We start from the raw sequence: 26,651 nt of genomic DNA, 5'->3' as shown, positions 1-26,651 counted from the left end.
CACAGTGAGATGAGCGCGCGCGGCACCCGAAAAACTCTGATCTTGGTATGGACTTGTTGAATCACGTGCGTGTCGGACCGGACGCCCGAGCCCGGCGAACGCCCGATAACCTCGGGGGATGCCCGAGCGAGAGATCGCCGCGCCCGTCGACCTGTGCCTGCCCGACGGGCGCCTCAACCCCGCCGCCGTCGGCTGGACGCGCCGCCCCCTGCACACCGCGAACCTGCGCGGCTGGGGCCGCGCCAAACGGTGGGAGTACTGGGGGATCGTCACGCCCCGCCACATCGTCGGGCTCGTCGCGTCCTCGCTCGACTACGCGGGCGTCCACGGCGTGTACGTCCTCGACCGGGAGACCGGCGAGGAGCTGAACCGGGACGCGGTCGTCCCGTTCGCGCTCGGGGCGCGGTTCCCCGACCGGAGCGGCGAGGGCACCGCGTCCGTGCGCGGCGGCGGCGTCGCGGTCGGCGCCCGCGCGGAACCGGGCGGCACCCGGCTGCGCGCCCTCGCGCCCGCGATCGGCGTCGACCTCGACCTCACGGTGCCCGTTCCGGACGGGCACGAGTCGCTCGGCGTCGTGATCCGTGGACCGCGAACCGCTTCCAGTACACGGTGAAGGACGTGGGCCGTCCCGTCCACGGGACGCTGCGGCTCCCGTCCGGCGACGTCGCGGTGGACGCCGCCGACTCGTTCGCCGTCCTCGACCACGGGCGCGGCAAGTGGCCGTACCGGATGACGTGGAACTGGGCGGCGGCCGCCGCGCCCGGCCTGGCCCTGCAGCTCGGCGGCCAGTGGACCGACGGCACCGGCATGACGGAGAACGCCCTGTTCGTGAACGGGCGCCTGCACAAGATCGGCGACGAGCTCGACTGGGTCTACGACCGCACCGACCGGCTCCGCCCCTGGACGATCGGCGGCCCTCGGGTGCGGGCCGAGTTCCACCCGTTCCACGAGAAGGTCTCGAAGACCGAACTCGGCGTCGTCGGCAGCGAGACCCACCAGTGCTTCGGGACGTTCACCGGACGGGCCCGCACCGACGACGGCGCCTGGATCGACCTCGACGGCCTCACCGGCTGGGCCGAGGAGGCACGCCAGCGCTGGTGAACCGCTACGCGGGCAGCATCGGCAGCAGCAGGCGCGCGACGTCCAGCGCCCGCCCGCCCGGCTCCCCGCCCTGCGCCTCCCACACCTCCGACAGGACGCACGACGCGAAACCCCACGCCACGGCCCGTTCCACCGGCATGCCGAGACCGTCCGCGAGCCGCTCGACGCGGGCGGGCACGAGGCCGAGCAGCCGCTCGTCCCGCACGTCCGGGTCGGGGTTGTAGAGCACCGGCCCGATCTCGTAGCCGCGGTCGCCCACGAGGCCGTGCGGGTCGATCGCCAGCCACGGCTCCCGGCCGCCCCGCAGGACGTTGTCGTGGTGCAGGTCGCCGTGCAGGACGAACCGTTCGCCGGAGTCCGCGCACAGTTCGTCGAACAGCCGCGCGGCCCGCTCGACCAGGTGCCGGGGAGCGGATCGTCCCCCGGGAACCGGTCCAGGTGCTCGGCGAAGGCCGCGCCCTCCGCCTCGACCGCCGGAAGCCCGCAGTCCGGCGGCGCGGGCCGGTGCAGCCGCCGCATGACCTCGACCAGCGCGTCCGTCGCGGCGCCGTCGCGGTCCGGCACCAGGTCGCGCAGCATGGTGCCCGGTTCCGCCCGCTCCAGCAGCAGCGCCCCGCGCTCCGCGTCGCGGCCGAGCAGCCGCACCGCGCCGCGTCCGGCGAACGCCTCGAGCGCGGCGGCCTCGTGCCCCAGATGCCCCGGTTCGGGTGGCCCGAGCTTCAGCACCGCCGCCGTCCCGTCCTCCCGCCGGACGGCCGCGACCCAGTGGAAGCTCAGGTCGAACGTCGCGCCGACGTCCAGCCGCCAGTCGCGCGCGACCTCCTTCACCAGCCGCGGCAGCCCGTCCAGCCACCGCCGCCCGACGCCGCCCCACGTGTTCACGGCGTTCCGCGCGAGTTCGTCCACGATCGTCCAGCCTGCCATCACCTCACGAGCGCAGGTACTCGCGGACGTCCAGCAGGCGGTCGTAGAGGATGCGGGGTTCCTGCCACCTGAACACGACCGTGCAGTCCGCGTCGTCGACGCGCTCGAGGGAGACCGTGACGGTCTCGGGCCGGCCCGCGAAGTCCTCGCGGCCCAGGTCGCGGCGGGACCCGAAGGGGCGGATGTCGAGCCTCTGGTGCGCCACCGTCCGCCCTCCGGCGACGGCCGTGAACTCGACGGAGGCTCCGCCGCACCCGCGGGTCAGGAAGGTGACGGTGGTCAGCTCGATGACCGGGAACCGGGTGTCCCGGTGCTGCACGGTGAACACCGTCGTGCGGGTCGCCCCGGGGGGAAGCGTCCACTCCAGGAATTGGACGGGCACCTCCGTGCCCTGCGCGCCCGACTGGACGACCTCGGTCCGCTCGGCGGGACGGTCCCCCGACCGGTGGTGCAGGGTCGCCGCCGTGAGCGGGGCGGTCAGGACCAGGGTCGCCAGCAGCACCCCCGCCACCTGCACGCCGACCCGGGCCGGGGCGATCCAGCGGGGCGGCAGCCGCCACCCGCCGTGGAAGGCGCGCTCCTGGGCCTGCACGCCGAGGCCGAGCCGGTCCCGGACGAGCGCGTGGCGGAACTGGTAGACGGCCCCCACCTGCCGGAGCGCGCCGCGCTCGTGGGCGTCCCGCAGGAAGGCGACCAGCCGGAAGGGCAGGCGCCCGGTCGAGGCGAACCACGACCGGGACAGCGCGAACGAGCCCCACGCGGTGCCGCCGAGCGCGCCGATCGCGAACATTCCCGCCAGCAGCAGCGCGTACGTGACCGTCTTGGCCGTGCTCGCGTGCAGGCCGAGGCCGAACCACGTCCCGATGAGCACCCCGGACACCACCGCGACGAGCAGCGCCCACCCGGCCGAGCCGCCGCGCAGCCGCCGCAGCAGCGCCACCGGGTCCGTCAGGTCCCGCTCCCGGACGGGCGCCGCCGCGGCCCCCGGGGCGAGCGACGCGGCCGCGGCCACGGCGAACAGGCCCGCCGCGACCAGCCCCCGGGTCGTGCCGAAGATCGACCCGAAGACCAGGGCGCCGGTCAGCGCGAACGGCAGCGTCAGCAGCAGCGCCGACGGGAGCGTCCAGATCTCCCACCAGGAGATGCTCACGGTGTCGTGCCGCCGCATCCGCCGGGCGAGGAAGGCGAGCCACCGCTCCGCCCGGTCGGCCCGGTACGCGGGCCGGAGCGCGGGCGCGTAGAGGGCGGGCACGAACCGGTCGATCAAGTGCCCCTCGACCGACTCCCGCGACGGGAACCGCTCCGCGTCCAGCAGCTCCGCCGGGTCCGTCGCCGGTGCCCGGTACGCGGTGCGGAGCAGCTCGACCATCAGCGGGGTGGACAGCGCCTCCCCGAGCGGCCCGTCCGGGGCGTCCGCCAGCCGGTCCAGGAGCGCGTCCCAGCGGGTGCCGCCGTCGAGGGCGGCGGCCCGCAGGTAGGCGGCGGCGTCGGCGGGCCGCACGTCGCCGATCTCCACGACCGCCGCGCGGCTCAGCGGGCTCCCGCTTCCCCGGACGGTCCGCTCGTACTCGTTCCCGCGGCACGTGAGGACGACCGGACGGCCGTCCGCCGCCCAGGCGTCGACGGCCTCGACCGCCGTGCCCCGCAGGCGCGGGGCCAGCTCGTCCAGGCCGTCCAGGACGGGCGTCACCTTCGTGGACTTCAGCAGGTCCCCGGCGGTCGCGGCGTCGAGGAAGGGATGGTCCTCGGCGATCCGCGCGGCCATCCAGTCGTGCAGCGACGACGCCTCCGGGGACCACGACGACAGCGGCAGCAGCACGGGAACGGGCTCGGCCGGGTCGTCCGGGTTCACCAGGTCGAGGAGCAGCCGGATCGCCAGTACGGTCTTGCCCGAGCCGGGGGCGCCGAGGACGACCAGGTGCCGCACCGGCAGTTCGCGGAACCGCGCGGCCAGCTCGGAGACGTCGCCGCGCAGGTCGCCGCGCGCCGCTCCGGCGGGCGAGACGGGGCGGCCCGTGCTCGCCCAGCCCAGCCGGAGCCGCTCGGGGCGCGCGGGTAGAGGATCTTCGCCTCGGCCGTCCACTGGTGCCGCACCGCCTCCGCGAGCGCCCGCACCGCGGCGTCCGTCCGGTGCTCGGGCGCCACGCCCACATGGACATCGCCGCCGACCGAACCGACCAGCAACGCGTCCCCGAGGACGGTCGAACCCTCCATGGACGCCCGCGGCCTGCGCCTGCTCACTCGGGACGCGTCTCCACGTCGCCGTCGACGGTCCCGGCCACGAAGGCGTCGCCGTCGACCGCCGACCGGCTGATCGAGGCGCCGCCCGCCGCCGCGTCGCCGCCCGGCTCCGGCTGCGGCAGGTCCCGCGGCGCCCGGTCGCGCGGGGTGCGCGTGCCGGTCAGCCGGACGCTCCCGCCGACCCGCCCCACCACGGTGGCCGACCCGCCGACGGTCGAGCCGTGCAGCGCCGCCGCGCCTTCCTCACCCGAGCCGCCGCCCGAGCCGCCGCCCGAGCCGCCGCCCGTCCCGTCCCGGCGGCGCGCTCCGGCCACGGTCAGCCCCAGACCTGCGATCGCCGCCAGGGCCGCGACCACGCTGCCCAGTTTGTCTGCATTATCGAGGCCCAGTGCGAAAAAGAGCCCGGCGGCTCCCAGCACGATCACGCCCGTCGCCACGAGAACGGTCCGCGAACCGACCACTCGACGCATCCGAGACCCCAATCTTCAGGATCATCAAGGACGACCAAGGTACAACCCGGCACCGATGAGCGCGGCTTCCGCAAGGGCCGAAAACCCGGTACCGAGGAGCCGAAAACGGCCTCCGCGAGATCCCGGCCGGTCGATCTCCGTAAAGCCGCCAACGGCAATGTGAACGCACTGCCGGAATTAACGCCGCGTGCGTGCGGCAGAATGGAGAGGTGCCGAGGACGGTGGACAAGCAGGCCCGCCGCCGCGACGTCGCGGACGCCCTGTTCCGCATCGCCGCGCGAGAAGGGCTGGACGGCGTCAGCATGCGGACGGTCGCGACCGAGGCGGGGTTCTCGCTCGGCGCGGTGCAGCGCTACTTCCAGACCAAGGACGAGATGCTGAGCTTCGCCTTCGCGCGGGCGGCGGAGGCCGCGCGGGCGCGGCTGGCGGCGATCCGGGCCGAGCCGGACGGGCGGACGTTCCCCGAGGAGCTGCGCCGGGCGATGCTCGGCTACCTGCCGGCCGACGAGAGCCGGCTCGCCGAAGCCCGGATCTGGGCGGCGTTCCACGCCGAGGCCGCCGTCCGGCCCGCGTTCGCCGACGCCCTCAACGAGCTCGACGCCGAGGCCCGCGCGAACCTGCGCGCCGCGATCGCCGCGGCCCAGGAGACGGGCGGGCTGCCGGCCGGCCGGCCCGCCGAGGAACTCGCCGAACTGATCCTCGTCCTGCTCGACGGCCTGTGGTGGAGCGCCGTCCGCCGCCCGCCCGGCGCCCCGCTGACCGTCCAGCGCGACGTGATCGACACCGCGATCGCGATGCTCACCGCCCGCTGATCAGCGCGCGGCCCGTCCGACGGCGGCGCGGCCCTTCCAGACGCCGCCGCGTCCGGTGTGGTACCTGCGGGCCGAGTCCAGCGTCATCGCCGCGTACACCAGCGCCACCAGCGGGAGGGTCGGGGCGCGCAGCGGCGAGAGCCGGTGGTGGCGCAGCATCGGCGCGAACGTGCCCGCCATGATCGTCCAGGCGGCCAGGCCGGGGACGGCCGCCGCGGGGGCGCCCGCGACGGTCCCGGCCACCGCGGCGGCGGGCGGGACCGCGAACAGCAGCACCAGGCCGAGCACCGTGCCCGCCAGCAGGGCGGGGGAGTAGCGGAGCTGGTCGTAGGCGCTGCGCGCGACCATGTCCCACAGGTCGGCCGGGCGCGGGTACCGGCGGCGGCTGACGACGTCGCGGTCCAGGTCCAGCCGGCACCGGCCGCCCGCGCGCTTGATCAGCCGTCCCAGCGCGACGTCGTCGATGAGCGCGCCGCGGATCGCGGCGAGCCCGCCCGCCCGCACCAGCACGGCGCGGCGCACCAGCATGCAGCCGCCCGCCGCGGCGGCCGTGCGGGCCCCGGGACGGCCGACGCGGCGGAACGGGTACAGCAGCGCGAAGAAGTACACGAACGCGGGGACGAGCGCCCGCTCCCACGGCGTCCGGGTGCCGAGCGTCGCCATCCGCGACACCAGGTCGAGGTCCGCGCCGGCGGCCGCCCGCACGAGCCGTTCGACGGTGCCGGGCGCGTAGGCGATGTCGGCGTCGGTGAACAGGACGAACTCGGGTTCGCCCGCCGCGGCCACCCCCTCCCGCATTGCCCAGACCTTGCCGGCCCAGCCGTCCGGACGCTCGCCCGCGGGCAGTACGCGCAGCCCGGCGGCCGCGCCGTCCGGCATGCCGTCCGCGAGCCGCCGCGCCGTGCCCGCCGTCCCGTCGGTGCTGCCGTCGTCGACGAGCACGACCTCGAACCGTCCCGGGTAGTCCTGCGCGAGCAGGGCCGGGAGCGTCTCCGGCAGCACGGACGCCTCGTCGCGGGCCGGCACGACCGCCACGACGTCCGGCCACGCGCGCGGTTCCGCGGTGTCCACCGGCCCGCCTCCGGTCCGCCAGAACCCGCCGTGGCCTGCGGCGAGATAGATCCAGCCGGCGAGCGCCGCCGGGGCGAGAACGTCCAGGATCAGCACAGCGGCAGCGTCGCACGCCGGTCCCGCCGGGCCAAGGACCCGGCGGGCCGGGTCAGCCGGAGCGCTCGCCGAGGAAGGATGCGAAGCCGTCGTGCAGGCGGTTCAGGCCGAACTCGAAGATCTGCTCGTAGGACCAGTCGAAGGTGTTCTCGTCGGCCGCGGCCATGGCCGGGAACCGGCCGCTGAGCACGGCCTTCTCCAGGGTGGGCGCCTGCGCGGCCCAGAAGTCCTCGCCGCTGAGGCCGGTCCGCTCCACGGCGCGGCGCTCGTTGATGCAACTGCGCGCCACCCCGTCCACGTAGTCGCTCTGCGTGCCGATCATCATCATCAGCGTCCGGTCCGGGACGCCGATGGGCCGGAGCAGGCCGAGGACGCGGTCCAGGCCGTGCAGGGAGTTCGGCCCGAGGATGGGGCGGCTCTGGTCCACGAACGGGTACCAGGGGTGCTCCATGCACATCCGCCACTGGCGGTGGGCGTCGCCCGCGAGCACGTCGCGCCAGCCGGAGGGGCCGTGCTCCTCCTCCGCGGGCTCGTACTCGCCGATGACGTGGTCGAGCATGAGGTCCAGCAGTTCGCCCTTGCCCGGGACGTACCGGTACAGCGACATCGTGCCGACGCCGAGGCGGGTCGCGATGGACCGCATCGTGAGCGCCTCGAGCCCTTCGGTCCGCGCGAGCTCGTCGGCGGTCTCCACGGCGGCGGCGACGATCGCCTCGAGCGTGAGCGTGGGCGGGCGGCCGCGCGGCGGGCGGGCGCGATCGCCCCACAGCAGCTTCAGGCTCCGCTGGGGATCGCGGTGGTCGCCGTGCTCGGTCGTCATCGTCCGTCCTGCTCTTCCCGTGTGCCGGCCGTGGCGCGAGAGACGCTACCGCCTCGCGCGTCCGCGACCGCGCGCGGAAACCCGGTTGCGCTCGAACTCACTTCGAGTATCCTGTACGCGAATTAGCGTACTTGATACGCGAAGTAGGGGCGGGAGACGAGATGCCGGACAACGCGATCCTCTGCGAGGGGGTCCGCAAGCACTACGGGAACAAACACGCGCTCGACGGCTTCGACCTCACGGTGCCGGCGGGCACCGTCTACGGCCTGCTGGGGCCGAACGGGGCGGGCAAGACGACCGCCGTGCGCATCCTGGCCACGCTCATCCGGCCGGACGGCGGCCGGGCCGAGGTGGCCGGGATCGACGTCGCCGCGCGCCCCCGGCGGGTGCGCCGCCGGATCGGGCTGGCCGGGCAGCACGCCGCGCTGGACGAGGTCCTGACGGGACGGCAGAACCTGCGCATGTTCGGCCGGCTGTTCCACCTGGGGCGCGCGGCGGCGGCGCGCCGGGCCGACGAGCTGCTGGCGCGGTTCGACCTGGTCGAGGCCGCCGACAAGGGGGTCAAGCATTACAGCGGCGGGATGCGCCGCCGCCTCGACCTCGCCGCCGCGATGATCCTCGCACCGGACGTCCTGTTCCTCGACGAACCGACGACCGGGCTCGACCCGCGCAGCCGCAACGAGGTCTGGCACTCCGTCCGGTCGCTGGTCGAGCAGGGCACGACCGTCCTGCTCACGACCCAGTACCTGGACGAGGCCGACCAGCTCGCCGGGCGCATCGCCGTCCTCGACCGGGGCCGGGTCATCGCCGACGACACGCCGGACGGCCTGAAGCGGCTGGTCGGCGCCGACCGGATCGAGGTCGTGGTGCGCGACCCGGCGGACCTGCCCGCGACGGCGGAGGTCATCGCCCGCGTCACGGCCGCCGAACCGCTGGTCGAGGCGGCGGTAGCGCGGGTGCACGCGCCGGTCACCGACGGGGTGGCCGCGCTGACCGAGATCGCCCGCACCCTGCAGGACGACGGCGTCGGCGTGGCGGACATCGGGCTGCGCCGACCGACGCTGGACGAGGTGTTCCTGCGGCTCACGGGGCACCGGGCCGACGACGCGGGCACCGCCGCCCCCGGCGCGGCGGAGCCGACGAAGGAAGGGGCGCGGACGTGACCGTGCAGGGCAAGACGGCCGAGGAGACCCTCGGCGAGCAGATCCGCTGGGCCTTCGCCGACTGCTGGACGATCGTCCTGCGGGGCCTGACGCACTACGTCCGGCAGCCGAGCAACATCGCCTGGCAGCTCGGCTTCCCCATCGTCTCGGTCCTGCTGTTCGGGTACGTGTTCGGCAGCGCGATGTCGGTGCCCGGCGGAGGCGACTACCGCGAGTTCCTGATGCCCGGCATGTTCGGGATGACGATGGCGATGGGGTTCATGAACACCGCGTACGCCGTCGTCTACGAGAACACGCGCGGCGTCACCGACCGGTTCCGCTCCATGCCGATGGCGCCGTCCGCCGTGGTCACCGGCCGGGGCGTCGGCGACCTGATCGCCGCGAGCCTGGACCTGCTCGTGCTGTTCCTGACGGCCCTGGTGATCGGCTGGCGGACCGACGGCGGGCCGCTCGCGACCCTCGGCGCCTTCGGGCTGTTCCTGCTGCTGCGCTTCGGGCTGATCTGGATCGGCATCCTGCTGGGCATGCTGATCCCGAACGAGGAGGCCGCCGGGAGCCTGTTCGCGGTCGCGTTCCCGTTCGCGATGATCTCGAGCGCGTTCGTCGCGCCGTCCCTGATGCCGGACTGGCTGGGCACGATCGCGATGTGGAACCCGGTCTCCTCGACGGTGACCGCGTCCCGCGAGCTGTTCGGCAACCCGGCCGCGGTCGGCGACACCTGGATCGAGCAGAACGCCCTGCTCATGGCGATCGTTTGGCCGCTCGTCATCACGGCGGTCTTCCTGCCCCTGGCCGTCCGCCGCTACCAGAACCTGAGCCGCTAGGCGGACGGGGCGGCCGTCCGCCCGCCACGGCCGTCCGCCCCGTGGCGGGCGGCGGAGACGGCCCACGTCCTCCGCCGCCTCAACGACCTCGCCTACCCGGCGTCCCGGGCCGGGCGGGAGACGTGCCGGGCCGCGCCCATCGCCGCCGCGCGGACGGCCGGTCCGAGCCGCGCGATGTTCGCGCGGGAGCTGTGCACGACGACGGAGATCGCCGCGACCGCGTGCCGCCGGTCGGGTGACAGCACGGGCGCGGCGACGGAGACGGTTCCCAGCGAGTACTCCTGCACGGCGACCGCGAACCCCTGCTCCCGTGTCCGGACGAGCGCGCGGCGCAGCAGCTCCGGCGAGGTGAGGGTGTGCGGCGTGTAGCGGGTCAGCCCCTCCCGGACGATCTCCGCGGTGAGCTCCGGCCGGGCGAAGGCGAGTAGCGCCTTCCCCATGCCGGTGGCGTGCAGGGGGAGCCGGTCGCCCGCGCGCGCCGGAGCGCCGACGGCCCGCACCCCCGTGATCTTGTCGAGGTAGATGGCGTGGTGCGCCGCGCGCACGGCGAGGTGCACGTTCTCGTGGGTGACCTCGTAGAGGTCCTCGAGGAAGGGGCGGGCGGCCTCGATGAGGCCGCGGCGGCCGGGTGCGCGCATGCCGATCTCGAACAGCCGCAGCCCGATCCGGTAGCGCTGGTCGCGGTCACGCTCCAGCCCGCCCCACGCGACGAGTTCCGCGGCGAGCCGGTGTGCCGTCGCGGGGGCCAGCCCGGTGCGCCGGCACAGCTCGGCGAGGGACAGCCCCGTGTCGTCGGGCCCGAAGGCGTCCAGAACCGCCAGCACCCGGCTGGTCACCGTCCGTCCCGGTTCCCGGATCTGTCCGGGCATGTCCACCTTCCGTCGGTTCGCGGAGTCGAGCCCAGGTTAGCCGCGCTGAGCAGCGGGTTCGCCGACCGGTGCCGTGAGAAGGTCCTCCCCGACGATCAGGTGCCCGCCGTAGCCGCCCCGGCGCACCTCGGCCGCGAACGCCTCGGTGTCCTCGTCCGTGCGCGGTGCCGGTTCGAGATGGGTGAGCACCAGCGTCCCGATCCCGGCGCGTTCGGCCATGGCGCCCAGCTCGACGGTATCGGCGTGGTAGTCGGCGATGAACCGCTTGCCCCGCTCCCGGACGGCCGCGCTGCGGCACGCCTCGTGCACGAGCACGTCCGCCCCCCGCGCCAGCCGCTCGACCTCCGCGCACACGCGGGTGTCGCCACTGACGACGACCGCGCCGGACGGGGTGTCGAAACGGTAGGCGACCGCGGGCTCCACCGGCTCGTGCCGGACCGAGACCGCGGCGATCTCCACGTCCGCCGATCGCCAGATGACGGCCGGAGCCGCGGGCGGGGCGAAGGCCCGCACGTCCGGCCCCTGCGGCGCGGGGCGGCCGGTGTGCCGCCGCCGGACGTCGATGTCCTCGGCCCACCCGTCGAGCAGGCGCCGGGCGAACCGCGCGGTGGGACCCTCCGGGGCCAGCACCGGCAGCGGGTCGAACCGGCCCTGCACCCAGCGCGTGAGCACGAGGTCGGCCGCGCCGACCAGATGGTCGGAGTGGTGGTGGGTGAGCGCGAGGAGGTCGATGTCCGGGCATCCCAGCCCCAGTTCGGCGAGCCGCAGGACGGTGCCCCGGCCGGCGTCGACCTGGGCGGCCCAGCCGCCCCGCCGCACCAGCGTCCCCGGCCCGGCCCGGCCCGGGACCGGCAGCGGGGTTCCCGTTCCCGTCAGCGTCACGGTGGTGTTCGGCACGTGCGCCCCTTCTTCGGTGTCGTGTGGTGAAGACACTGGTGGAGCCGGTGCCCCGGGGACCATGGCGGCCTTCCGATGAACGGAACGTGAGGCTGGGGTGCACGCCGGACCGGGTGTGACGCTGTACCGCACGCCGTGGGCCACCTCACACGGCGGGCCCGGACGCGGGGCCGGCGACGGCTCCCGGCGACCCACCGGGCGACAGGCACCAGCAGAAACGGGCACCCACCTGATGACCTCACTCCGGCGGACCGGCTCCGGTCCCGACCCGGTGCCGCCGCGCTCCGGGAGCATGAACACCCCGGCGATGCGGCGCATCCTGGCGTCCAGCTTCATCGGCAGCCTCATCGAGTATTACGACTTCCTGCTGTACGCGATGGCGGCCGCCATCGTGTTCAAGGACCTCTTCTTCACCGACGCGGGGCCGGGGGTCGCGGCGTTCGCGTCGTTCGGCACGCTGGCCGCCGGGTACGCCGCCCGTCCGGTGGGCGGCGCGATCTTCGGGCACTTCGGCGACCGGCTCGGGCGCAAGAACGTCCTGGTCGTGTCCATGGTGACCATGGGCGTCGCCACCTGCCTGATCGGTCTGCTCCCCACCACCGCGCAGATCGGCATCGCCGCGCCGGTGCTGCTGGTCGTCCTGCGGGTCGTGCAGGGCCTGGCCGTGGGCGGCGAGTGGGGCGGCGCGATGCTGGTCGGCCTGGAACACGCCCCTGACGGCAGGCGCGGGTTCGCCGCCAGTTTCGCCAACATGGGCGCGCCCGCGGGGGCTACGCTCGCCACGCTGGTGTTCAGTGCCTGCACCCTCCTCCCCGAGGACGAGTTCCTGTCGTGGGGCTGGCGCGTACCGTTCCTCCTCAGCGTCGCGCTCGTCAGTGTGGGGCTGGTGATCCGCCTCAAGGTCGCCGAGACTCCGCTCTTCCAGGAGTTGCGGGACGCGGCCGAGACCCGGAAGATCCCCCTGGTCGAGGTGCTCGCGAAGTATCCGCGGAACCTGGCGCTGGGGGTCCTCGCCGGGACGAGCGTCTACACGCTCGCGGGGATCGTGACGGTGTGGGCGGTGTCGCACGCCGTCGACGCCGGTGCGGACAAGACCGGGGTGCTCAACGCCAAGGCCGCGGCGGCCGCCGTCATGATCCCGATCGTGATCGTGAGCGCCCGGCTCAGCGACCGCGTGGGGCGCCGTCCGGTGATGCTCGCCGGCATGGTCATGGCGGCGCTGGCGGCCTTCCCGATCCTGTGGCTGGCCGACACCGGCACCGTGTGGGGCTTCGCCGGCGCCGTCGTGCTGGGCCAGGCGCTCCAGGGCGTGATCTTCGGCCCGTTCGGCGCCTTCACCGCCGAACTGTTCCCGACCCGCATGCGGTACACCGGCGCCTCGCTGACCTACCAGAGCGCCTCCACCCTCGGCGCCGGCTTCACCCCGGCCATCGCGGCGGCCCTGGTCGTCGGCGGCGGCCTGCCGCTCCTCGGCGGCATCTGGGTTCTCGCCTTCGTCGTCGCCGGGGCCGCGCTCCTGCTCACCCGGGAGGGACGAACCCGCGACCTGGCCACGATGAAGTGACGCACCCCGGGAGGCGGGCGCGGTGCCGCGCGGGTCAGCGGACGAGTTCGTCCGCCAGGAGGTCCATGAGCAGGCAGTCGTGCCAGGTGCCGTCGGCGCCGCGCTCGTACCGCCGCATGACGCCGACCGGCCGGAAGCCGACCTTCTCGTAGCAGCGGATGGCCGGGGCGTTGTCGGCCGCCGGGTCGATGACCAGGCGGTGGAAGCCGTGGTCGTCGGTGAGGTGCCGGGCCATCGTGCGGACGGTGTCGGTGCCGAGGCCGCGGCCGTGCACGGTGGGGTCGAGGAACAGGTCGATGCCGGCGTGCCGGTACTCCGGATCGTCCTCCGCGTACCACTGGGCCATGCCGACGATCCGATCGTCCAGGAGGACGGTGAACAGGTTGACGTCCGGGTCCCGGAGGTCCGCCGCGACGTCGGCCTCCAGGCTCGCGCCGCCGCCCCACCGCGCCCGCACCTCGGGCCGGTCCCGGATGGCCGCCAGCGCCGGGACGTCCGCGGCGGCGGTCGGGCGCAGCACCACCGAGGAACCTCGCAACAGGGTCATGATCGGTAACGATACGTGACCGCGCCCGGCGTACGCCGCGGGGGCCCTCCTGCGCCGGGCGCGGTACGTCGGGTTGCGCCGGGCACCGGACGACCGCGCCCGTGCCGGGCTCGCACGATGACTCCACCCTCTGGAAGGAGTCGACCATGCGACCCTCACAGTTCGTCCTCCCCGCGCTCCTGGTCCCGCTGCTGGCGCTGTCCGGGACGGCCGCGGCCGCCGTCCACGGGCCCGGGCGGCTGTCCGGCCCGAGCCCGTTCGCCGGGTGCGCGCCGGGGGCGATCGACGGGAAGATGGCGGCCGGGGCCATCGAGCCCGCCGTGGCCGCCGACCCGTCGGATCCCCGCCGGCTCGCCGCCGTGTGGCCCCAGGACCGCAACCGCGGCGCGGTCGTCGCCGTCACCGGCGATGGCGGCCGGCACTGGAAACGGTCCGTCGTGCCCGGCCTGACCCGCTGCTCGGGCGGCCGCTACGACCACGTGGACGACCCGATGGTGACGTTCACCCGCGACGGCGGGCTCGTGGTGACGGGCAGCGTCTTCACCGACGACTACTCCGAATCCGCGGCGCTGTCCGTCCGTTCCGGCGACGGCGGGCGGACGTGGACGCGCCCGGCGGTCGTCGCCGGCGAGTCCGACCCGGCGCAGGGCGGCGTCCACGGGAGCGGCGCCGTGCCCGACCCCCGCGACCCGGACGTCCTCCACATGGCGGGTGCCCGCTTCCCCGCCGAGGCCCGGACGAACAACGAGGGCTGGATCGCCCGCAGCACCGACGGCGGACGGACGTGGGAGGAGCCGCGCACGACCGTGGCGTCCGCCGAGGGCTCGATGGTCACCGGCCACCGGCTGGTCGCGCTCGACGACGGCACCCTGCTGGACTTCCACACGCACGTCCGGTTCGGCGGCGGGCCCGGCCTGAGCGACTACTCCGTGCAGGTCGTGCGTTCCACCGACGGCGGCGCGACCTGGTCGCGGCCGTCGAAGGTCGGCGACATGGGGACGACGATCGCCATCCGGGACCCCGAGTCGGGCGAGGACGTCTCGCACACCACGAGCATCCTGTCCGATGTCGCCGTCGACCGCCGCACCGGACGCCTGTACGCCGTCTGGCAGGACGCGCGGTTCACCGGCGGCGCGGCCGACGGCGTCGCGCTGGCCTCCTCCGCCGACGGCGGCCGGACCTGGTCGGAGCCGGTCAAGGCCAACCGGACGCCCGCCACCGTGCCGGTGCCGAACCAGCAGGCGTTCACGGTCTCGGTCGAGGTCGGCCGCGGCGGGACGGTCGCCGTCTCCTACTCCGACTTCCGCGCGAACGACGCCGCGGCGCCGCTGCGCACCGACCGCTGGCTGGCGACGTGCCGTCCCGCCCCGGCGGCGTCCTGCGCGGACGGGACGGCGCGGTGGCGCGAGACGCGGCTGACCGCGGCGTCCTTCGACATGCGGCGGGCCCCGCGCATCCCCGACGAGGCCAGCCCGCGCGGGTACTTCCTCGGCGAGCAGATGGGCCTCGCCGCCGCGGGCGGCGGGTTCGTCAGCGTGTGGGCCGAACCGGACGCGCCCGGACGCGCCGCCGCGTTCGTCCGGACGACCCGCTGACCGGCCGCCACCAGGACCCGGGCCGGGGCCGTTCGGCCACCGGCCCGGCGTCAGGCGGCCTTCGCGTGGGCCAGCGCCGACGCGGAGGCGCGGCCGACGATGGCCGGTGCCTCGCCGACCAGCGAGTCGTCCTCGAGGGCCTCGACCATGAACAGCGCGAAGTCGGTCCGGCGGGTGCGGTTGCTCTTCAGGACCGGGTCGCCAACATGCCGGCTCCATACCGGCAGCCCCTCGCTGGGGCCCTCCTCCAGGTCGCTGCCCCGGACGACCGTCCAGCGGGTGCCGCTGTCGAAGATGCGGCGGCAGGCCGCGACCTGGTCCCGGACGTCGACGACCCGCGCCAGCCGCCCCACCACGCCGAACACCGCGACGAACAGCCGGAACCAGGGCGAGTACCGGTCGAGCCCGTCGAGGGAGATGTGCCAGCCGCACGAGAAGACGAGCCGGGCGTCCGGCCGCGCGTGGTCGAGGACGGCCTGCGCGGTGCCGGTCGAGTACCCGCGGACGCCCCACGGCACGAGGACGGTCAGCACGCCGTCGCATCCCTCGACGGCGCGCCGGATCACCTCGCGGTCGTCGGTGCGGCCGGGGAGGATCGTGATCCGGTCGGCGAACTCGTCCAGCTTGCCGACGCTCTGCTCCCGGCACACGCCGACGACCTCGTACCCGCGGTCGAGGCAGTGCCGCACCATGTAGCGGCCGAGCTTGCCCGACGCGCCGACGACGCAGATCCGCGAGCGCCGGTCCACCGCTTCGTCCATATCGCACTCTCCTTACAGTCGTAAGTCGACCCTACGATGGAGACTTACACCTGTAAACGGGGAATCGAGGCGAGGGAGGCCGACTGTGGCCACCGGATCCGGACGGCGCGGCCACCGGCCCGCGCTCACCCGCGAGCGGATCGTGGAGGCGGCGGTGCGGGTCGCGGACGCGGGCGGCGCGACGGCCGTGAGCATGCGCAACGTGGGCCGGGAGCTCGGGGTGGAGGCGATGTCGCTCTACCACCACATCGCGAACAAGGACGCGCTCCTGGACGCCCTGGTCGACCGGATCTTCGCGGACATCGAGCTGCCCGAGCGGGACCGTCCGTGGCGGGCGGCGATGCGCGACCGCGCGGCCTCGGCGCGCGCCGTCCTCGCCCGCCATCCGTGGGCGCTGAGCCTCGTCGACTCGCGGCCGACGCCGGGCCCGGCGCTGCTGCGCCACCACGACGCGGTGCTCGGCAGCCTGCGCCGCGGCGGGTTCCCGGTCGCGCTCGCGGCGCACGCGTTCTCGGTCATCGACGCGTACGTGTACGGCTTCGTGCTGACCGAGTCGAGCCTGCCGTTCCAGTCCGAGGGGGAGGTGGCGGACGTCGCGGGGGGCATCCTCGCCGCGATGCCCGGGGACGCCTACCCGTACCTCGCCGAGCTGATCACCGAGCACGCGCTCGTCCCCGGCTACTCCCACCGCGACGAGTTCGGCTTCGGGCTGGACCTCGTCCTGGACGGCCTCGAAGACCGGCTCGCGCGGGTCTCATGACCACCGGGTCATCCAGGGTCGCCGAGAATAATCCAATTCTACTCTATTGCCGAACGACATTCTATGCAAAATTCGCTAAAGTCATAAGCGGCTAGTTACCGGGGGCGCCGTGGCCCCGCGCCCGGCGCGTCGGTAGGAGGGCCCCGGATCTGAGGAGGCGCCATGCAGACGCGAGCGGCAATCCTGAGGGAACCCCGCACCGACTGGAGTGTGGAGAGCATCGAGCTCGACGATCCCAAGGCGCAAGAGGTCAAGGTCAAGCTCACGGCGGCCGGGTTGTGCCACTCCGACGAGCACCTGCGCACCGGCGACATGGTGCTCGACCCCGAGATCGCGGAGCTGATGGGCTGGAACCAGTTCCCGTGCGTCGGCGGGCACGAGGGCGCCGGCGAGGTCGTCGAGGTCGGCCCCGGCGTCACGTCCCTGAAGGAGGGCGACCACGTCGTCCTGTCGTTCATCCCGTCCTGCGGGCGGTGCCCGTCGTGCGCGATGGGGCAGCAGCACCTCTGCGACTACGGTTCGGTCCTGCTCGGCGGCCGGCAGATCAGCGACAACACCACCCGGCACCACTCCGCCAAGGGCGAAGACCTCGGGACCATGTGCCTGACCGGCACGTTCGCGCCGTACACCGTGGTGAACGAGGCGTCCTGCATCAGGATCGACGACTGGATCCCGCTCGACCGGGCGGCTCTGCTCGGCTGCGGCGTCACCACCGGCTGGGGCGCGGCGGTCAACGCCGCGGGCGTCCGGGCGGGCGAGACGGTCGTCGTGATCGGGCTGGGCGGCATCGGGATGAACGCCGTGCAGGGCGCGGCCCTGGCGGGCGCCCGGCACCTCATCGCGGTCGACCCGGTCGAGTGGAAGCGCAAGGAGGCGGTCGCGACGTTCGGCGCCACCCACGCGGCGGCGTCGATGGAGGAGGCCGCCGCCCTGCTCGCGGAGATGACCTGGGGGGCGAACGCCGAAAAGGTCATCCTCACGACGGGGACGGCCACCGGCGACCTGATCCAGCCGATGATGGGGATGGTCTCCAAGGGCGGCCGCGGGGTCGTCACCGCGGTCGCGCCGATCGCCCAGGAGGACGTCAAGCTGAGCCTGTTCGACCTGGCGATGCAGCGCAAGGAGCTGGTCGGCTGCATCTTCGGCAACGCCAACCCGCGCCGCGACATCACCCGCCTGCTGCGCCTGTACGAGGACGGCCGGCTCAAGCTCGACGAGCTGATGACCCGCACCTACTCCCTCGACGAGATCAACCAGGGCTACCAGGACATGCTCGACGGCAAGAACCTGCGCGGCGTGATCAAGTACTGATCCGGCGGCCCGCAGGACGGGCCCAGGGCGATCCCCCGACCACCGTTCCCCCCGGACGGCCGGGGGATCGCCCGTTTCCGCCCCGGACGGACGGTCCCCGCGGTTCCGTCACCCGTTGTTGATCTCTGCGACGGCCGGGCGTCCGGCACTGCGACCGTCCGGTACACCGACGGCTCGACCCAGCCGGTCGAGGTCGCGTTCACCGGCTGGGCGGCGTCCGCGTCCGCGGGCGACACCGAGCTGATCACCGTTTAGGGGCGGAACAAGGCCGACGGCTCGTCCGGCGGCGGCACCTTCCGCGTGCTCGCCACCCGCCCCGCCGCCCTCAATCCCGGCAAGACCGTCGACGCGGTCGTCCTCCCCGAGGGCACCGACCGCGGCGTCATGCGCGTCTTCGCCGTCGCGACCGGCTGACGCCCGCCGCCCCTCAGGACGCGGGGGCCAGCGCGGCGAACGCGCGGTCGACGAGTTCGCCCCGGTCGGCGGCGCCGTCGAGGCGGAGCCACTCGCGGCCCGCGGCGTCCAGGGCGGCCGCCGCGCACCCGGTGAGCAGGTCGGCGGTGAACGCGTCGAGCGCGGCGCCCGGCCGCTCGCGCAGCGCCGCCGCGATCCGCCCGCGCATCTCGTCGCGCCGCTGGTGCAGGCGCGCGCGCAGCGCGGGCGTGGACTCGATCAGCCGCAGCGCCGCCGGGTCGCGCTGCGCGGCATGGATCCGCTCCTCCCACTCGCGCAGGACCGCGTGCAGCACCGTCCACGGCGGCTCGTCCGCCGGGCGCGCCCGGACGGCGCCCGCGACCTCGTCGGCCAGGTCCTCGACGTCGCCGAACACGACGTCCTCCTTGGACGGGAAGTAGCGGAAGAAGCTGCGCTTCGACAGCCCCGCCGCCGCCGCGACGTCCTCGACCTTCGTCTCCTCGTAGCCGCGCTCGACGAACAGCCCGAGCGCCAGCTCGGCCAGTTCGGCCCGCACCGCGCGCCTCGTCCGTTCCCGCAGTCCCGATGGTCCCGTCCCGATCACGCACCCAGGATACTTCATGGCATCATATAGCGAGTCTGACACTCGGTGACACAGGAGGCATCAGATGTCGATAGAAGGTAAAACCGTTCTGGTGACGGGCGGCACCGGCGGGATCGGTAAGGAGACCGCGCGCGGTCTCGCCGCGCTGGGCGCGCGCGTCATCCTGGTCGGCCGCGACCGGGACCGGGCGGAGGCCGCCGCCCGCGAGCTGGGCGCGGGTGCCGAGGCGTGCACCGCGGACCTGTCGGCGCTCGCCGGACTGCGCGCTCTCGCCGCCGAGGTGAGCGCAAGGCACGACCGTCTCGACGTGCTCGTCAACAACCTCGGTGGGATGACCGCGCCGCGCACCCTCACCCCGGACGGCGTCGAGACGACGTTCGCCGCGAACGTCCTGGCGCCGTACACCCTCACGTGCCTGCTGCTGCCCCTGCTGCGCGCCGCCCCGGCCGCGCGCGTCGTCAACCTCACCGGCGGCATCCCCGGCGGCCCGTTCGACCCCGCCAACCTGCAGGGCGAGAAGCGGTACCTGGGCTGGACGTTCTCCCAGTACAACCACGCGAAGACCGCGGTGATGGCGATGAGCCGCCGGTTCGCCGCCGTCACCGGCGTCGCCGTCAACGTCGCCTACCCCGGCCACGCCTACACGCCGGGAAACCGGGCCACGACCGCCGCCGCGTTTCCGTACGCCTACCGGCCGCTCGTCCCGGTCATCCGGTTCCTGGGCCCCCGGCTGCTGAACGACCTTGCCAAACCCGCCCGATCCAGCATCTACCTGGCGTCCAGCCCCGAGATGGAGGGCGTGACCGGCGTCTACGTCAACGCCAAGGTCGAGCGCGCTCCGTGGCCCGCGACCGTCCTGGACGAGCGCAACTGCGACGCCGTCTGGAACCTGTGCGCCCGCCTCGCCGACGTCACCCCCGAACCCGCGGCCCCCTGAACCCGCAACCGCCGCCGGGGCGGGCGGGTTGAACCGGCACGGCGGCTCTCGCGTTCATGACGATTCCCGGGCTCGTCCTCGGACTGCTCGCCTTCGCCGCCCTCGACCGCGCGGGCCTGTGGGCGAACCGGCGGTTCCGCCTGCCCTGGCGGCGGGACGAGACGGGCCGCCCCGTCTCGACGATCGCGGTCGGCGAACTGGACACGTTCATGCACGGCACGCACCGCCACCGGCAGGACGAGCGCGCCTCCTCGCTGATGCTGCGCGACGAGGAGAACGACGGCGCGCCCCCGCGCAACAACGAGGCGTTCGCCCCGGTGGTCGCGACCCTCCGCCGCGACGACGGCACCGGACGCGTCGAGGTGTGGGTCACCAACGGCACCCCGGCCCCGTGGAGCGGACGACTCACCGCGCGCCTCGCCCGGTTCGTCCGCACCTGGCGCGACGACTGGCGGGACGCCTGACGGGCCGGGGCACGCGTCAGACCCGGTCGAGGAAGTCTCGGATCAGCGCGGCCCACTCCCCGGGACGCTCCGCGAACGGCAGATGCCCGGTGCCGATCTCGGCGTACTCCGCACCGGGAATCCCGTCGGTGAGCTGCCGGTGGTGGTACGGCGTGACGAACTGGTCGAGGACGGTCGAGACGACGAGCGTCGGCACCTCGATCGACCCCAGGTCGTCCCGGACGTCCACACCGTCGATGACCAGGTCGACGTGGTCGAGCGTGCCCTCCGGAAGGGTCTCCGCGACCGTCTTGACGGCGAGGTCGAGATCGTCCTGCCCGGCCTCGTCCAGATCGGGGGTGCCGGAGGCGATCAGGGTGACGAAGGCGGCGAGGCGCTCCGCGTCGCCCGCCCGGATCAGGTCGCGCCACAGCCGCACCGCCAGCCGCATCCGCGGATTCGGGTACGCCAGGCCGGCGGTGAGGACGAGCGCGGTGACGCGCTCGGGATGCCGTGCGGCGGCCCGGACGGCGACCGGGACGCCGAGCGAGTACCCGGCGACGGCGAACGACTCCAGGCCCTCCTCCACCGCCGTGGCGACGAGCCGGTCCGCCAGGCCGTCGAGGGTGAGCGGTGCCTGCGCGCGCGGCGTCCGTCCGGTGCCGGGGTAGTCCGGCCCGACCACCGTGCGCCGCTCGGCGAGCGCGTCCATGATCGGGCCGAAGTTGGCGTCGATGCCGCCGCCGGCGCCGTGCGCGAGCAGCAGGCCGGGCCCGGACCCCCGGACGACACGGCCGAGGTCGGAAGGGGGAAGTGCGTTGGACATGCGTTTGCCTTTCTCTCGGATCACTTCAGAAGCCGGACGCCGCCGGGGCGGCGCCGGACGGTTGCGGCCGCGATCGCCAGGGCCGTGAGCGTCACCAGGGCGCCGATCCCGCCGAGGCCGCTCAGCGGGACGCCCGCCGCGAGGGCCCGCCCGCCGAGCCCGGAGCCGCCCGCGATGCCGAGGTTGACGGCCGAGGCGCTGACCGAGGCGACCAGGGTCGGCGCGCCGGGCGCCGCGGCCAGCGCGCGGTCCTGCAGCAGCGGGATCAGCAGGCCCGACAGCGCGCCGAGGGCGAGCACACCGGCGGCGCTCGCCCACGGGACGCCGGCGGCGAGGGTGAACGCGGCCAGCCCGGCGGCGAGGGCGGCCAGCGTGCCGAGTAGCGCGGCGTCCGGGGCGCGCTCGGCCAGCCGGCCGACGGCGGCGTTGCCGCCCAGCGCGCCGAGACCGAACACCGCGAGCAGCACGGTGACGGAAGAGGGGGCGAACCCGGTCTCGCGCAGCAGCGGGGCGATGTAGGTGTAGGCGGTGAACAGTCCCGCCTGCGCGACGACGGTCACCACCAGGACCGTGGCCGTCCGGACGCCGAGCATGCCCCGGACCTCGCCGCCGGTCCGGCCGCCCTCCGCCGCGGGCGGCCGGACGAGGATCACGGTCGCGGCCAGGACGAGCGCGCCCGCCGCGGCGACGCACGCGAACGTCGCCCGCCAGCCGTGCTGGTCGCCGATCCAGGTGCCCAGCGGCGCACCGAGGAAGGTGGCCAGGTTCCAGCCCGCCGCGACCACGGCGACGGCCCCGCCGCGCTTCGCCGGCGGCGTCATCGACACCGCGATCACCACTGCGACCGCGAACGCCGTGCTGTGCGTCAGCGCCGTCACCATGCGCGCCGCCAGCAGCACGCCGAGGCCGTCCGCTTGGGCGGCCGCCGCATTGCTCGCGGTGAACACGCCCAGCAGGAGCAGCAGCGCGGGCCTGCGCGGCATCCGCAGCATGAGGACGGTGACGAGCGGCCCGGCGACGGTGACCACGAGGGCGTACCAGGTCACCAGCGAGCCGACCGCCGGAAGGGGGCGGCGCAGGTCCGCGGACAGCTCCGGCAGCAGCCCCACCACGGACCACTCGGCGGTGCCGACCACGAACACGCAGGCCGTCAGGACCATCAGGGCCGGGGCCCGGCGCGTCGGGGGGACCGGCCGGGCCGCGGCCGCGGTACTCGCCGTGCTCGTCTCCATGCGACGGACGCTAAGGTCTGACATCAGTGTCAGAGTCAACGGCGTGAGGTGCAGGTCACGTGCGCATCGGAGAGATGGTCCGGCGGTCCGGAGTGAGCGAGCGGCTGCTGCGCTATTACGAGCAGCAGGGATTGCTGGCGCCTACGCGGCTGCCGAGCGGCTACCGGGTCTACCGCGACGCGGACGTGGCGACCGTCCGCCGCATCCGGACCCTGCTCGCGGCGGGCCTGTCGACGGCGACGATCGCCCGCGTGCTGCCGTGCGTCCGCGACGACGGCCCGGACGTCGTGCCCGTCTGCACGGACCTGGTCGCCGACCTGCGGCGGGAACGCGAGCGCATCGCCCGCACCATCGAGGACCTCCGGACGTCCCAAGACATGCTCGACACGGTCATCGCGGCAGGCCCCGATGCGTGAGTGGATCCTGGACCGCGGCTACCGCAGCGCCCTGGGGGAGATCCGGTGGGCCCGGCTCGGCGACCCGGACGCCGACCCTGTCGTCCTGCTGCACGGCACGCCGTTCTCGTCGTTCATCTGGCGCGACGTCGCCCCCGCCCTGGCCGCGACCCGCTCGGTGTACGTTTTCGATCTGCCCGGCTACGGCACGTCCGCTATGTCGGAGGGCCAGGACCTCTCCCTGGACGCGCTGGCCGGAGCCTTCGCCGAACTGCTCGGGCACTGGGGACTGACCCGCCCGGACGTCGTCGCGCACGACTCCGGCGGCGCCGTCGCCCTCGGCGCGCACACCGACCGCGACGTCCCCTACCGGCGCCTGGCGCTGGTCGACGCGGTGTCGCTGCCACCGTGGGGGAGCGAGTACTTCGCGGTCGTCGGCGAGCACACCGACGTGTTCGGGCGGCTGCCGGGACCGCTGCACCGCGCGATGCTCCGCGAGTACGTCGGCACGGCGAGCTCCCCTGGTCTGCACCCCCGCAGTCTCGACGCCCTGACGGCCCCGTGGCTCGGCGCGGCCGGGCAGGCCGCCTTCTACCGCCAGCTCGCCCAGCGCCGCGACGACCCGTCCTACATCGACCGGATCCGCGACCGGTACGCCGCCATCGGCGTGCCCGTCCTCGTGTGCTGGGGAGCGGACGACACCTGGGTCCCCGCCGGACGCGGACGCGAACTCGCCGCGCTCGTCCCGGGCGCCGGACTGCGCGTCATCGAATCCGCGGGCCACCTGCTGCCCGAGGACCGTCCCGCCGAACTCGCCGCCGCCCTCCTCGGCTTCCTGGACTGAGCGGTCAGACCACCTCGAAGACGTTCTTCTGGATGCCGTTGGCGTAGGCCTCGTGCTCGACGAGCCGCAGCTTCTGCGCGTCCTTGTCGGTGTCGCTGAACAGCCGCTTCCCGGCACCGAGCAGCACCGGGAAGACCAGCAGGTGGTACCGGTCGATCAGCCCCGCGTCGGCCAGGTTGCGGTTGAGCTCCGCGCTGCCGTGGACGATGATCGGCCCGCCCTCGGTCTTCTTCAGCGCCGCGACGTCGTCGAGCGAGCGCAGGATCGTGATGTCGCCCCAGTTGTCGACCAGGGCGTCCTCGCCGAGCGTCGTCGAGACGACGTACTTGGGCATTGCGTTGTAGCGGGGGAACTCCTCGGTCATCGACGGCCACACGGCGGAGAACGCCTCGTAGCTGACGCGCCCCAGCATCAGCGCGGCCGCCTCCTCCTGCTCGCGCCCCTTGAGCTCGTAGGCTTCCTCGAGGAAGTCGACCTGCTTCATCGTCCAGCCGGTGTTGCGGTACCCGGGCTCCCCGCCGGGCGCCTCCATGACCCCGTCGAGCGAGACGAACGCGGTGCTGATCAGGGTGCGCATGGTGAACTCCTGTCACGTGTGAGGCCGGTCACCCCACCGGTGCCCGTGCAGAAGAGGTACCACGCGCCGCCGACGTTTTCTTGGCCGAGCCGACGTCAGGACGTCAACCGCCGGACCAGATCGGCGCGCATGTCGGGACGACTGGCCGCCACCAGGGCGAAGGTGGCTTCGCGGACCAGGCGCTCCGCGTGCCTCCCGGCGAGGATGCCGGAACTGCCGACACCGGCCACCACCGCCCCCGCGGCCTTGAGGGCGAGTTCGGCGGCGGCCGCCCTGGCCGCCGTCATGGCCGCCGGATCGCCCAGCCCCGCGTCGAGGTCCGCCCGCACCCGGTCGAGCCTCGTGGTCAGCGCCCCGGCGGCCTCGGCGTGCCCGGCCTCGTCGAGGAGACGGACCGCCCTGCGGGTGATGCCGCACGCCACGCACCCGTTGAGCCGGGAGCCGAACGCCTGGAAGGACAGGAACTCCGCGTAGGAGGTGCTCCCGGTCACGCGCTCCGACGGCATCAGGTACTTGTCGAAGGTGAGGCGGACGGTGCTCGTCGCCTGCCCGGCGACGAGCCGGATCGGCTCGACGCCCAGGCCACCGCCCGACACGGCGTCGATCAGCCCGGACACGATCGTCCCCTCCTCGCCCGAGTCGGGGTCGCGGCCGGACACGTGGAGCACGTCGACCACGCCCCAGCCGCTGACGAACGGAGCCTCCCCGTCCAGCTCGTAGCCGCCGTCGACGGCGCGTGCCCACAGCTTCGGGGGATTCGGCAGGACACCGGCGAACGCGACCCCCGCGCGCGTCCTGCCGTCCACCATGTCCTGCAGATGCCGCTCGCGCAGCGCCGTGTTGCCGCTCCCGCTCAGGTTGAGCACCGCGCCCTGGTGCTGCATCCAGGTGAAGGTGGTCGACAGGCAACCGCCGGACATGACTTCGAGGATCTCCACGATGTCCTCGAAACCCAGTTCCTTCGCACCGACGGCGGCAGCCAGCCCGTAGAACCCCTCGCGCGCGAGCAGGTCCCAATGCCCCTCGGGCACCTCGCCCGTCGCGTCCACGGCGTTGGCGGCGGGAAACAGCACCCCATCGGCGATCTCATGCGCACGCCGGACGACCGCGGCCGCACCTTTCTGCGATTCGCTCATTAGGTTAGGCTAACCTAACTAACGCTGGACGTAGCACTTTCCTGCGAAAAGGCGAAGCCCCGGCCAGAAGCGGCCGAGACTTCGGCGGGCTCAACGCCGCTTGAGCTCGTCCAGTAGCGTGAGAAAGTCCCCCCGACCGAGGACGAGCTTGGCCCCGTCCGGGTCCTTGGAGTCCCGCATGGCTATGGCCTTGGGAAGTGAGGCAAGCTCCACGCACTCGTGGCCCTGGTCGTTGCTGCGGCTGGCTTTGCGCCACGCTATGGCGTCCATGCTGCCGTCCTATGTGGGGGGTGGGCAGGATCCTCAGGGTAGGCGGGACGTGCTGGAGCGGCCAGAGCCCCGGCCGGGAGTGGCCGGGGCTCTGGGGAGGGCTCAGCGCTACTTGAGTTCGTTCACGAGCGCGCGGAAGTCGCCCCGATCCAGGACGAGCTTCGGCCCATCGGGGTCCTTGGAGTCGCGCACACCCACCTTGCCGCTGAGCGCTGCCAACTCGACACAAGCACCACCATGCTCGTTGCTTCGCCGGGCCTTTCGCCAGATCACAGCGTCCACCGGGTTACCGCCTTCCGTATGAAGTCTCGAGAGTCTGCGACGCTCAGCGCGCGTGCCTGCATCTCTGCGAAAGCGCTGACCACGTGCAAGATATCTCCTGGGTCATCGGATGTGATGCCCCCAGCGGAGGTCTCGAGGTAGACCAGCTCGTCCCCGCTTGGTTGCGTAGCGATGTTGAAAGAGCCAGATACTCCCTTGTAATGCGCTACCGGAGCAATCTGGAGAGTGACGTTCTCCCACGTCGATACCTCTAGCAGGTGCTCGCACTGGGCGCGCATCACCTCGTGGTTCCCAACCTCCCGCGCAAGAACGGTTTCGCTGAGGATCACCAGAATCCTCGGAGGCGGCTTTGCTCTAAGTGCCTGCTGTCTCCTGAGGCGAGCCTCAAGGTCCGGTTCGTTGGGGAGTAGGACGCGAGCGTAGTCCGCAGTCTGGAGTAGACCGTCGACGAATGTCTCTCCATAGCTCCGCAGCAAGGCGGCGGACGATTCGGCGCGTGAGAAGTCGGCGAACCACTTGGGGTACTTGGCCTTCTGCATGAGGTCGTCCCAAGCGTCGGTGAGGGCTCGGCCAGTGCTGAGAGCCTTGTCCAGGCGTTCCGCGAAGTCGCGGCGGCAACGGGTGTTGCCGCCCTCGACCTGGGAGACGTACGAGCGGGTGACCGTGACCAGATCGGCCAACGCCGAGCGCGTGATTCCGGCCTCCTCTCGAAGTCGCGTGACCTCGGCGCCGAAGGACTTGAGCGCAGGTGAGGACTTCCGAGCAGGCATCGTGAACCTCCCGTAAAGCGGTGTGTAGCGCCAATGAGCGTTCGATGTGCATCTTCACGCTTACCTGGTCACACTACGCGGTGAAGTGAAGCCTG

Annotated in this window: 28 protein-coding genes and 2 pseudogenes; 12 read left to right on the top strand and 18 right to left on the bottom strand. The window is 73.7% G+C overall.

From position 1 onward, the window contains the following. Positions 1-118 precede the first annotated feature (118 nt). Positions 119-1,101: pseudogene (locus F7P10_RS45310) on the top strand (DUF2804 domain-containing protein). Between the two features lie 4 nt (positions 1,102-1,105). Here F7P10_RS45310 and F7P10_RS43165 read toward each other — a convergent pair. The 4 genes and pseudogenes from F7P10_RS43165 to F7P10_RS06000 form a co-directional block, all read right to left on the bottom strand. Next, positions 1,106-1,468 carry an aminoglycoside phosphotransferase family protein gene (locus tag F7P10_RS43165; protein ID WP_254716731.1) on the bottom strand — a complete coding sequence of 121 codons (363 nt, stop codon included), beginning with the start codon at positions 1,466-1,468 and terminating at the stop codon, positions 1,106-1,108. Positions 1,469-1,650: 182 nt separating this feature from the next. Continuing rightward, positions 1,651-2,025 (bottom strand): annotated as a pseudogene (locus F7P10_RS06010) (aminoglycoside phosphotransferase family protein); the annotation flags it as partial. Positions 2,026-2,029: 4 nt separating this feature from the next. After that, the gene (locus tag F7P10_RS06005) at positions 2,030-4,108 is read right to left on the bottom strand and encodes an NACHT domain-containing NTPase (protein WP_151008446.1); all 2,079 of its coding nucleotides are present in this window, start codon (positions 4,106-4,108) and stop codon (positions 2,030-2,032) included. A 154-nt stretch (positions 4,109-4,262) separates the two neighbouring features. Further along, the gene (locus tag F7P10_RS06000; protein ID WP_151008445.1) at positions 4,263-4,622 is read right to left on the bottom strand and encodes a hypothetical protein; all 360 of its coding nucleotides are present in this window, start codon (positions 4,620-4,622) and stop codon (positions 4,263-4,265) included. 323 nt (positions 4,623-4,945) lie between these two features. On the opposite strand from F7P10_RS06000, the gene F7P10_RS05995 reads away from it, so the two are divergent. Next, the gene (locus F7P10_RS05995; protein ID WP_151008444.1) at positions 4,946-5,548 is read left to right on the top strand and encodes a TetR/AcrR family transcriptional regulator; all 603 of its coding nucleotides are present in this window, start codon (positions 4,946-4,948) and stop codon (positions 5,546-5,548) included. Here the strand turns inward: F7P10_RS05995 and F7P10_RS05990 are convergent, their stop codons facing one another. Together F7P10_RS05990 and F7P10_RS05985 are read right to left on the bottom strand one after the other, a co-directional pair. After that, on the bottom strand, positions 5,549-6,715 hold the full coding sequence (locus F7P10_RS05990; protein ID WP_151008443.1) for a glycosyltransferase: 1,167 nt from the start codon (positions 6,713-6,715) through the stop codon (positions 5,549-5,551). Positions 6,716-6,767: 52 nt separating this feature from the next. Next, a complete protein-coding gene (locus tag F7P10_RS05985; RefSeq protein WP_151008442.1) occupies positions 6,768-7,535 on the bottom strand; it encodes a TetR/AcrR family transcriptional regulator in 768 nt (255 codons plus the stop codon). A 161-nt stretch (positions 7,536-7,696) separates the two neighbouring features. Between F7P10_RS05985 and F7P10_RS05980 the strand changes: the two genes are divergently transcribed. Then, complete coding sequence (locus F7P10_RS05980) at positions 7,697-8,698, top strand: ATP-binding cassette domain-containing protein (RefSeq protein WP_151008441.1); 1,002 nt, start codon at positions 7,697-7,699, stop codon at positions 8,696-8,698. Beyond that, the gene (locus F7P10_RS05975) at positions 8,695-9,522 is read left to right on the top strand and encodes an ABC transporter permease (RefSeq protein ID WP_151008440.1); all 828 of its coding nucleotides are present in this window, start codon (positions 8,695-8,697) and stop codon (positions 9,520-9,522) included. Before F7P10_RS05980 ends, F7P10_RS05975 begins: the two co-directional genes overlap by 4 nt. A 92-nt stretch (positions 9,523-9,614) precedes the next feature. Here the strand turns inward: F7P10_RS05975 and F7P10_RS05970 are convergent, their stop codons facing one another. Both F7P10_RS05970 and F7P10_RS05965 read right to left on the bottom strand, forming a co-directional pair. Continuing rightward, on the bottom strand, positions 9,615-10,391 hold the full coding sequence (locus F7P10_RS05970; RefSeq protein ID WP_151008439.1) for an IclR family transcriptional regulator: 777 nt from the start codon (positions 10,389-10,391) through the stop codon (positions 9,615-9,617). A gap of 36 nt (positions 10,392-10,427) precedes the next feature. Beyond that, positions 10,428-11,288, bottom strand: coding sequence for an MBL fold metallo-hydrolase (locus tag F7P10_RS05965; protein WP_176611320.1), 861 nt, complete (start codon positions 11,286-11,288; stop codon positions 10,428-10,430). Between the two features lie 232 nt (positions 11,289-11,520). Between F7P10_RS05965 and F7P10_RS05960 the strand changes: the two genes are divergently transcribed. Further along, positions 11,521-12,852 (top strand): MFS transporter, encoded by a 1,332-nt coding sequence (locus F7P10_RS05960; protein ID WP_151008437.1) that lies wholly within the window; start codon positions 11,521-11,523, stop codon positions 12,850-12,852. A gap of 34 nt (positions 12,853-12,886) precedes the next feature. On the opposite strand, the gene F7P10_RS05955 is transcribed toward F7P10_RS05960, so the two are convergent. After that, complete coding sequence (locus F7P10_RS05955; protein ID WP_151008436.1) at positions 12,887-13,399, bottom strand: GNAT family N-acetyltransferase; 513 nt, start codon at positions 13,397-13,399, stop codon at positions 12,887-12,889. Between the two features lie 146 nt (positions 13,400-13,545). Here F7P10_RS05955 and F7P10_RS05950 point away from each other — a divergent pair, with 146 nt between their 5' ends. Next, the gene (locus tag F7P10_RS05950) at positions 13,546-14,994 is read left to right on the top strand and encodes a sialidase family protein (RefSeq protein WP_151008435.1); all 1,449 of its coding nucleotides are present in this window, start codon (positions 13,546-13,548) and stop codon (positions 14,992-14,994) included. 50 nt (positions 14,995-15,044) lie between these two features. On the opposite strand, the gene F7P10_RS05945 is transcribed toward F7P10_RS05950, so the two are convergent. Next, positions 15,045-15,755, bottom strand: coding sequence for an NAD(P)-dependent oxidoreductase (locus F7P10_RS05945; protein ID WP_151008434.1), 711 nt, complete (start codon positions 15,753-15,755; stop codon positions 15,045-15,047). Positions 15,756-15,840: 85 nt separating this feature from the next. On the opposite strand from F7P10_RS05945, the gene F7P10_RS05940 reads away from it, so the two are divergent. Both F7P10_RS05940 and F7P10_RS05935 read left to right on the top strand, forming a co-directional pair. Further along, entirely contained in the window at positions 15,841-16,515 is a 675-nt protein-coding gene (locus tag F7P10_RS05940) for a TetR/AcrR family transcriptional regulator (protein ID WP_254716430.1), read from the top strand. Between the two features lie 162 nt (positions 16,516-16,677). Continuing rightward, positions 16,678-17,826 carry an NDMA-dependent alcohol dehydrogenase gene (locus F7P10_RS05935; protein ID WP_151008433.1) on the top strand — a complete coding sequence of 383 codons (1,149 nt, stop codon included), beginning with the start codon at positions 16,678-16,680 and terminating at the stop codon, positions 17,824-17,826. Positions 17,827-18,253: 427 nt separating this feature from the next. Here the strand turns inward: F7P10_RS05935 and F7P10_RS05930 are convergent, their stop codons facing one another. Further along, positions 18,254-18,844, bottom strand: a complete 591-nt coding sequence (locus tag F7P10_RS05930) for a TetR family transcriptional regulator (protein ID WP_218040392.1) — start codon at positions 18,842-18,844, stop codon at positions 18,254-18,256. Between the two features lie 64 nt (positions 18,845-18,908). Between F7P10_RS05930 and F7P10_RS05925 the strand changes: the two genes are divergently transcribed. Further along, positions 18,909-19,781 (top strand): SDR family NAD(P)-dependent oxidoreductase, encoded by an 873-nt coding sequence (locus F7P10_RS05925; RefSeq protein WP_254716429.1) that lies wholly within the window; start codon positions 18,909-18,911, stop codon positions 19,779-19,781. Between the two features lie 56 nt (positions 19,782-19,837). Then, positions 19,838-20,245 (top strand): DUF6191 domain-containing protein, encoded by a 408-nt coding sequence (locus tag F7P10_RS05920; protein WP_151008432.1) that lies wholly within the window; start codon positions 19,838-19,840, stop codon positions 20,243-20,245. A gap of 16 nt (positions 20,246-20,261) precedes the next feature. On the opposite strand, the gene F7P10_RS05915 is transcribed toward F7P10_RS05920, so the two are convergent. Both F7P10_RS05915 and F7P10_RS05910 read right to left on the bottom strand, forming a co-directional pair. Further along, a complete protein-coding gene (locus F7P10_RS05915) occupies positions 20,262-21,050 on the bottom strand; it encodes an alpha/beta fold hydrolase (protein ID WP_151008431.1) in 789 nt (262 codons plus the stop codon). 20 nt (positions 21,051-21,070) lie between these two features. Continuing rightward, positions 21,071-22,282: an MFS transporter gene (locus F7P10_RS05910; protein ID WP_176611319.1), complete on the bottom strand. Its 1,212-nt coding sequence runs from the start codon at positions 22,280-22,282 to the stop codon at positions 21,071-21,073. A 59-nt stretch (positions 22,283-22,341) separates the two neighbouring features. On the opposite strand from F7P10_RS05910, the gene F7P10_RS05905 reads away from it, so the two are divergent. Both F7P10_RS05905 and F7P10_RS05900 read left to right on the top strand, forming a co-directional pair. Then, positions 22,342-22,698: a MerR family transcriptional regulator gene (locus tag F7P10_RS05905; protein ID WP_151008429.1), complete on the top strand. Its 357-nt coding sequence runs from the start codon at positions 22,342-22,344 to the stop codon at positions 22,696-22,698. Beyond that, complete coding sequence (locus F7P10_RS05900; protein ID WP_151008428.1) at positions 22,691-23,521, top strand: alpha/beta fold hydrolase; 831 nt, start codon at positions 22,691-22,693, stop codon at positions 23,519-23,521. The genes F7P10_RS05905 and F7P10_RS05900 overlap by 8 nt, the downstream gene beginning before the upstream one ends. Positions 23,522-23,525: 4 nt before the next feature. Here the strand turns inward: F7P10_RS05900 and F7P10_RS05895 are convergent, their stop codons facing one another. From F7P10_RS05895 to F7P10_RS05875, 5 genes are all read right to left on the bottom strand, one after another. Continuing rightward, positions 23,526-24,098 (bottom strand): dihydrofolate reductase family protein, encoded by a 573-nt coding sequence (locus F7P10_RS05895; RefSeq protein WP_151008427.1) that lies wholly within the window; start codon positions 24,096-24,098, stop codon positions 23,526-23,528. Positions 24,099-24,193: 95 nt separating this feature from the next. Continuing rightward, positions 24,194-25,234, bottom strand: a complete 1,041-nt coding sequence (locus F7P10_RS05890; protein WP_151008426.1) for an acyl-CoA dehydrogenase family protein — start codon at positions 25,232-25,234, stop codon at positions 24,194-24,196. A 90-nt stretch (positions 25,235-25,324) separates the two neighbouring features. Continuing rightward, complete coding sequence (locus F7P10_RS05885; RefSeq protein WP_151008425.1) at positions 25,325-25,504, bottom strand: DUF397 domain-containing protein; 180 nt, start codon at positions 25,502-25,504, stop codon at positions 25,325-25,327. A 108-nt stretch (positions 25,505-25,612) separates the two neighbouring features. Next, positions 25,613-25,723, bottom strand: coding sequence for a DUF397 domain-containing protein (locus F7P10_RS45305; RefSeq protein ID WP_368077455.1), 111 nt, complete (start codon positions 25,721-25,723; stop codon positions 25,613-25,615). Positions 25,724-25,773: 50 nt separating this feature from the next. Next, complete coding sequence (locus tag F7P10_RS05875; protein WP_151008423.1) at positions 25,774-26,556, bottom strand: helix-turn-helix transcriptional regulator; 783 nt, start codon at positions 26,554-26,556, stop codon at positions 25,774-25,776. Between the last annotated feature and the right edge of the window lie 95 nt (positions 26,557-26,651).

Origin of the sequence: Actinomadura sp. WMMB 499, from assembly GCF_008824145.1 — a bacterium.
In the GTDB taxonomy this organism is placed as follows: domain Bacteria; phylum Actinomycetota; class Actinomycetes; order Streptosporangiales; family Streptosporangiaceae; genus Spirillospora.
This window is presented reverse-complemented; position numbering and strand designations above follow the sequence as displayed.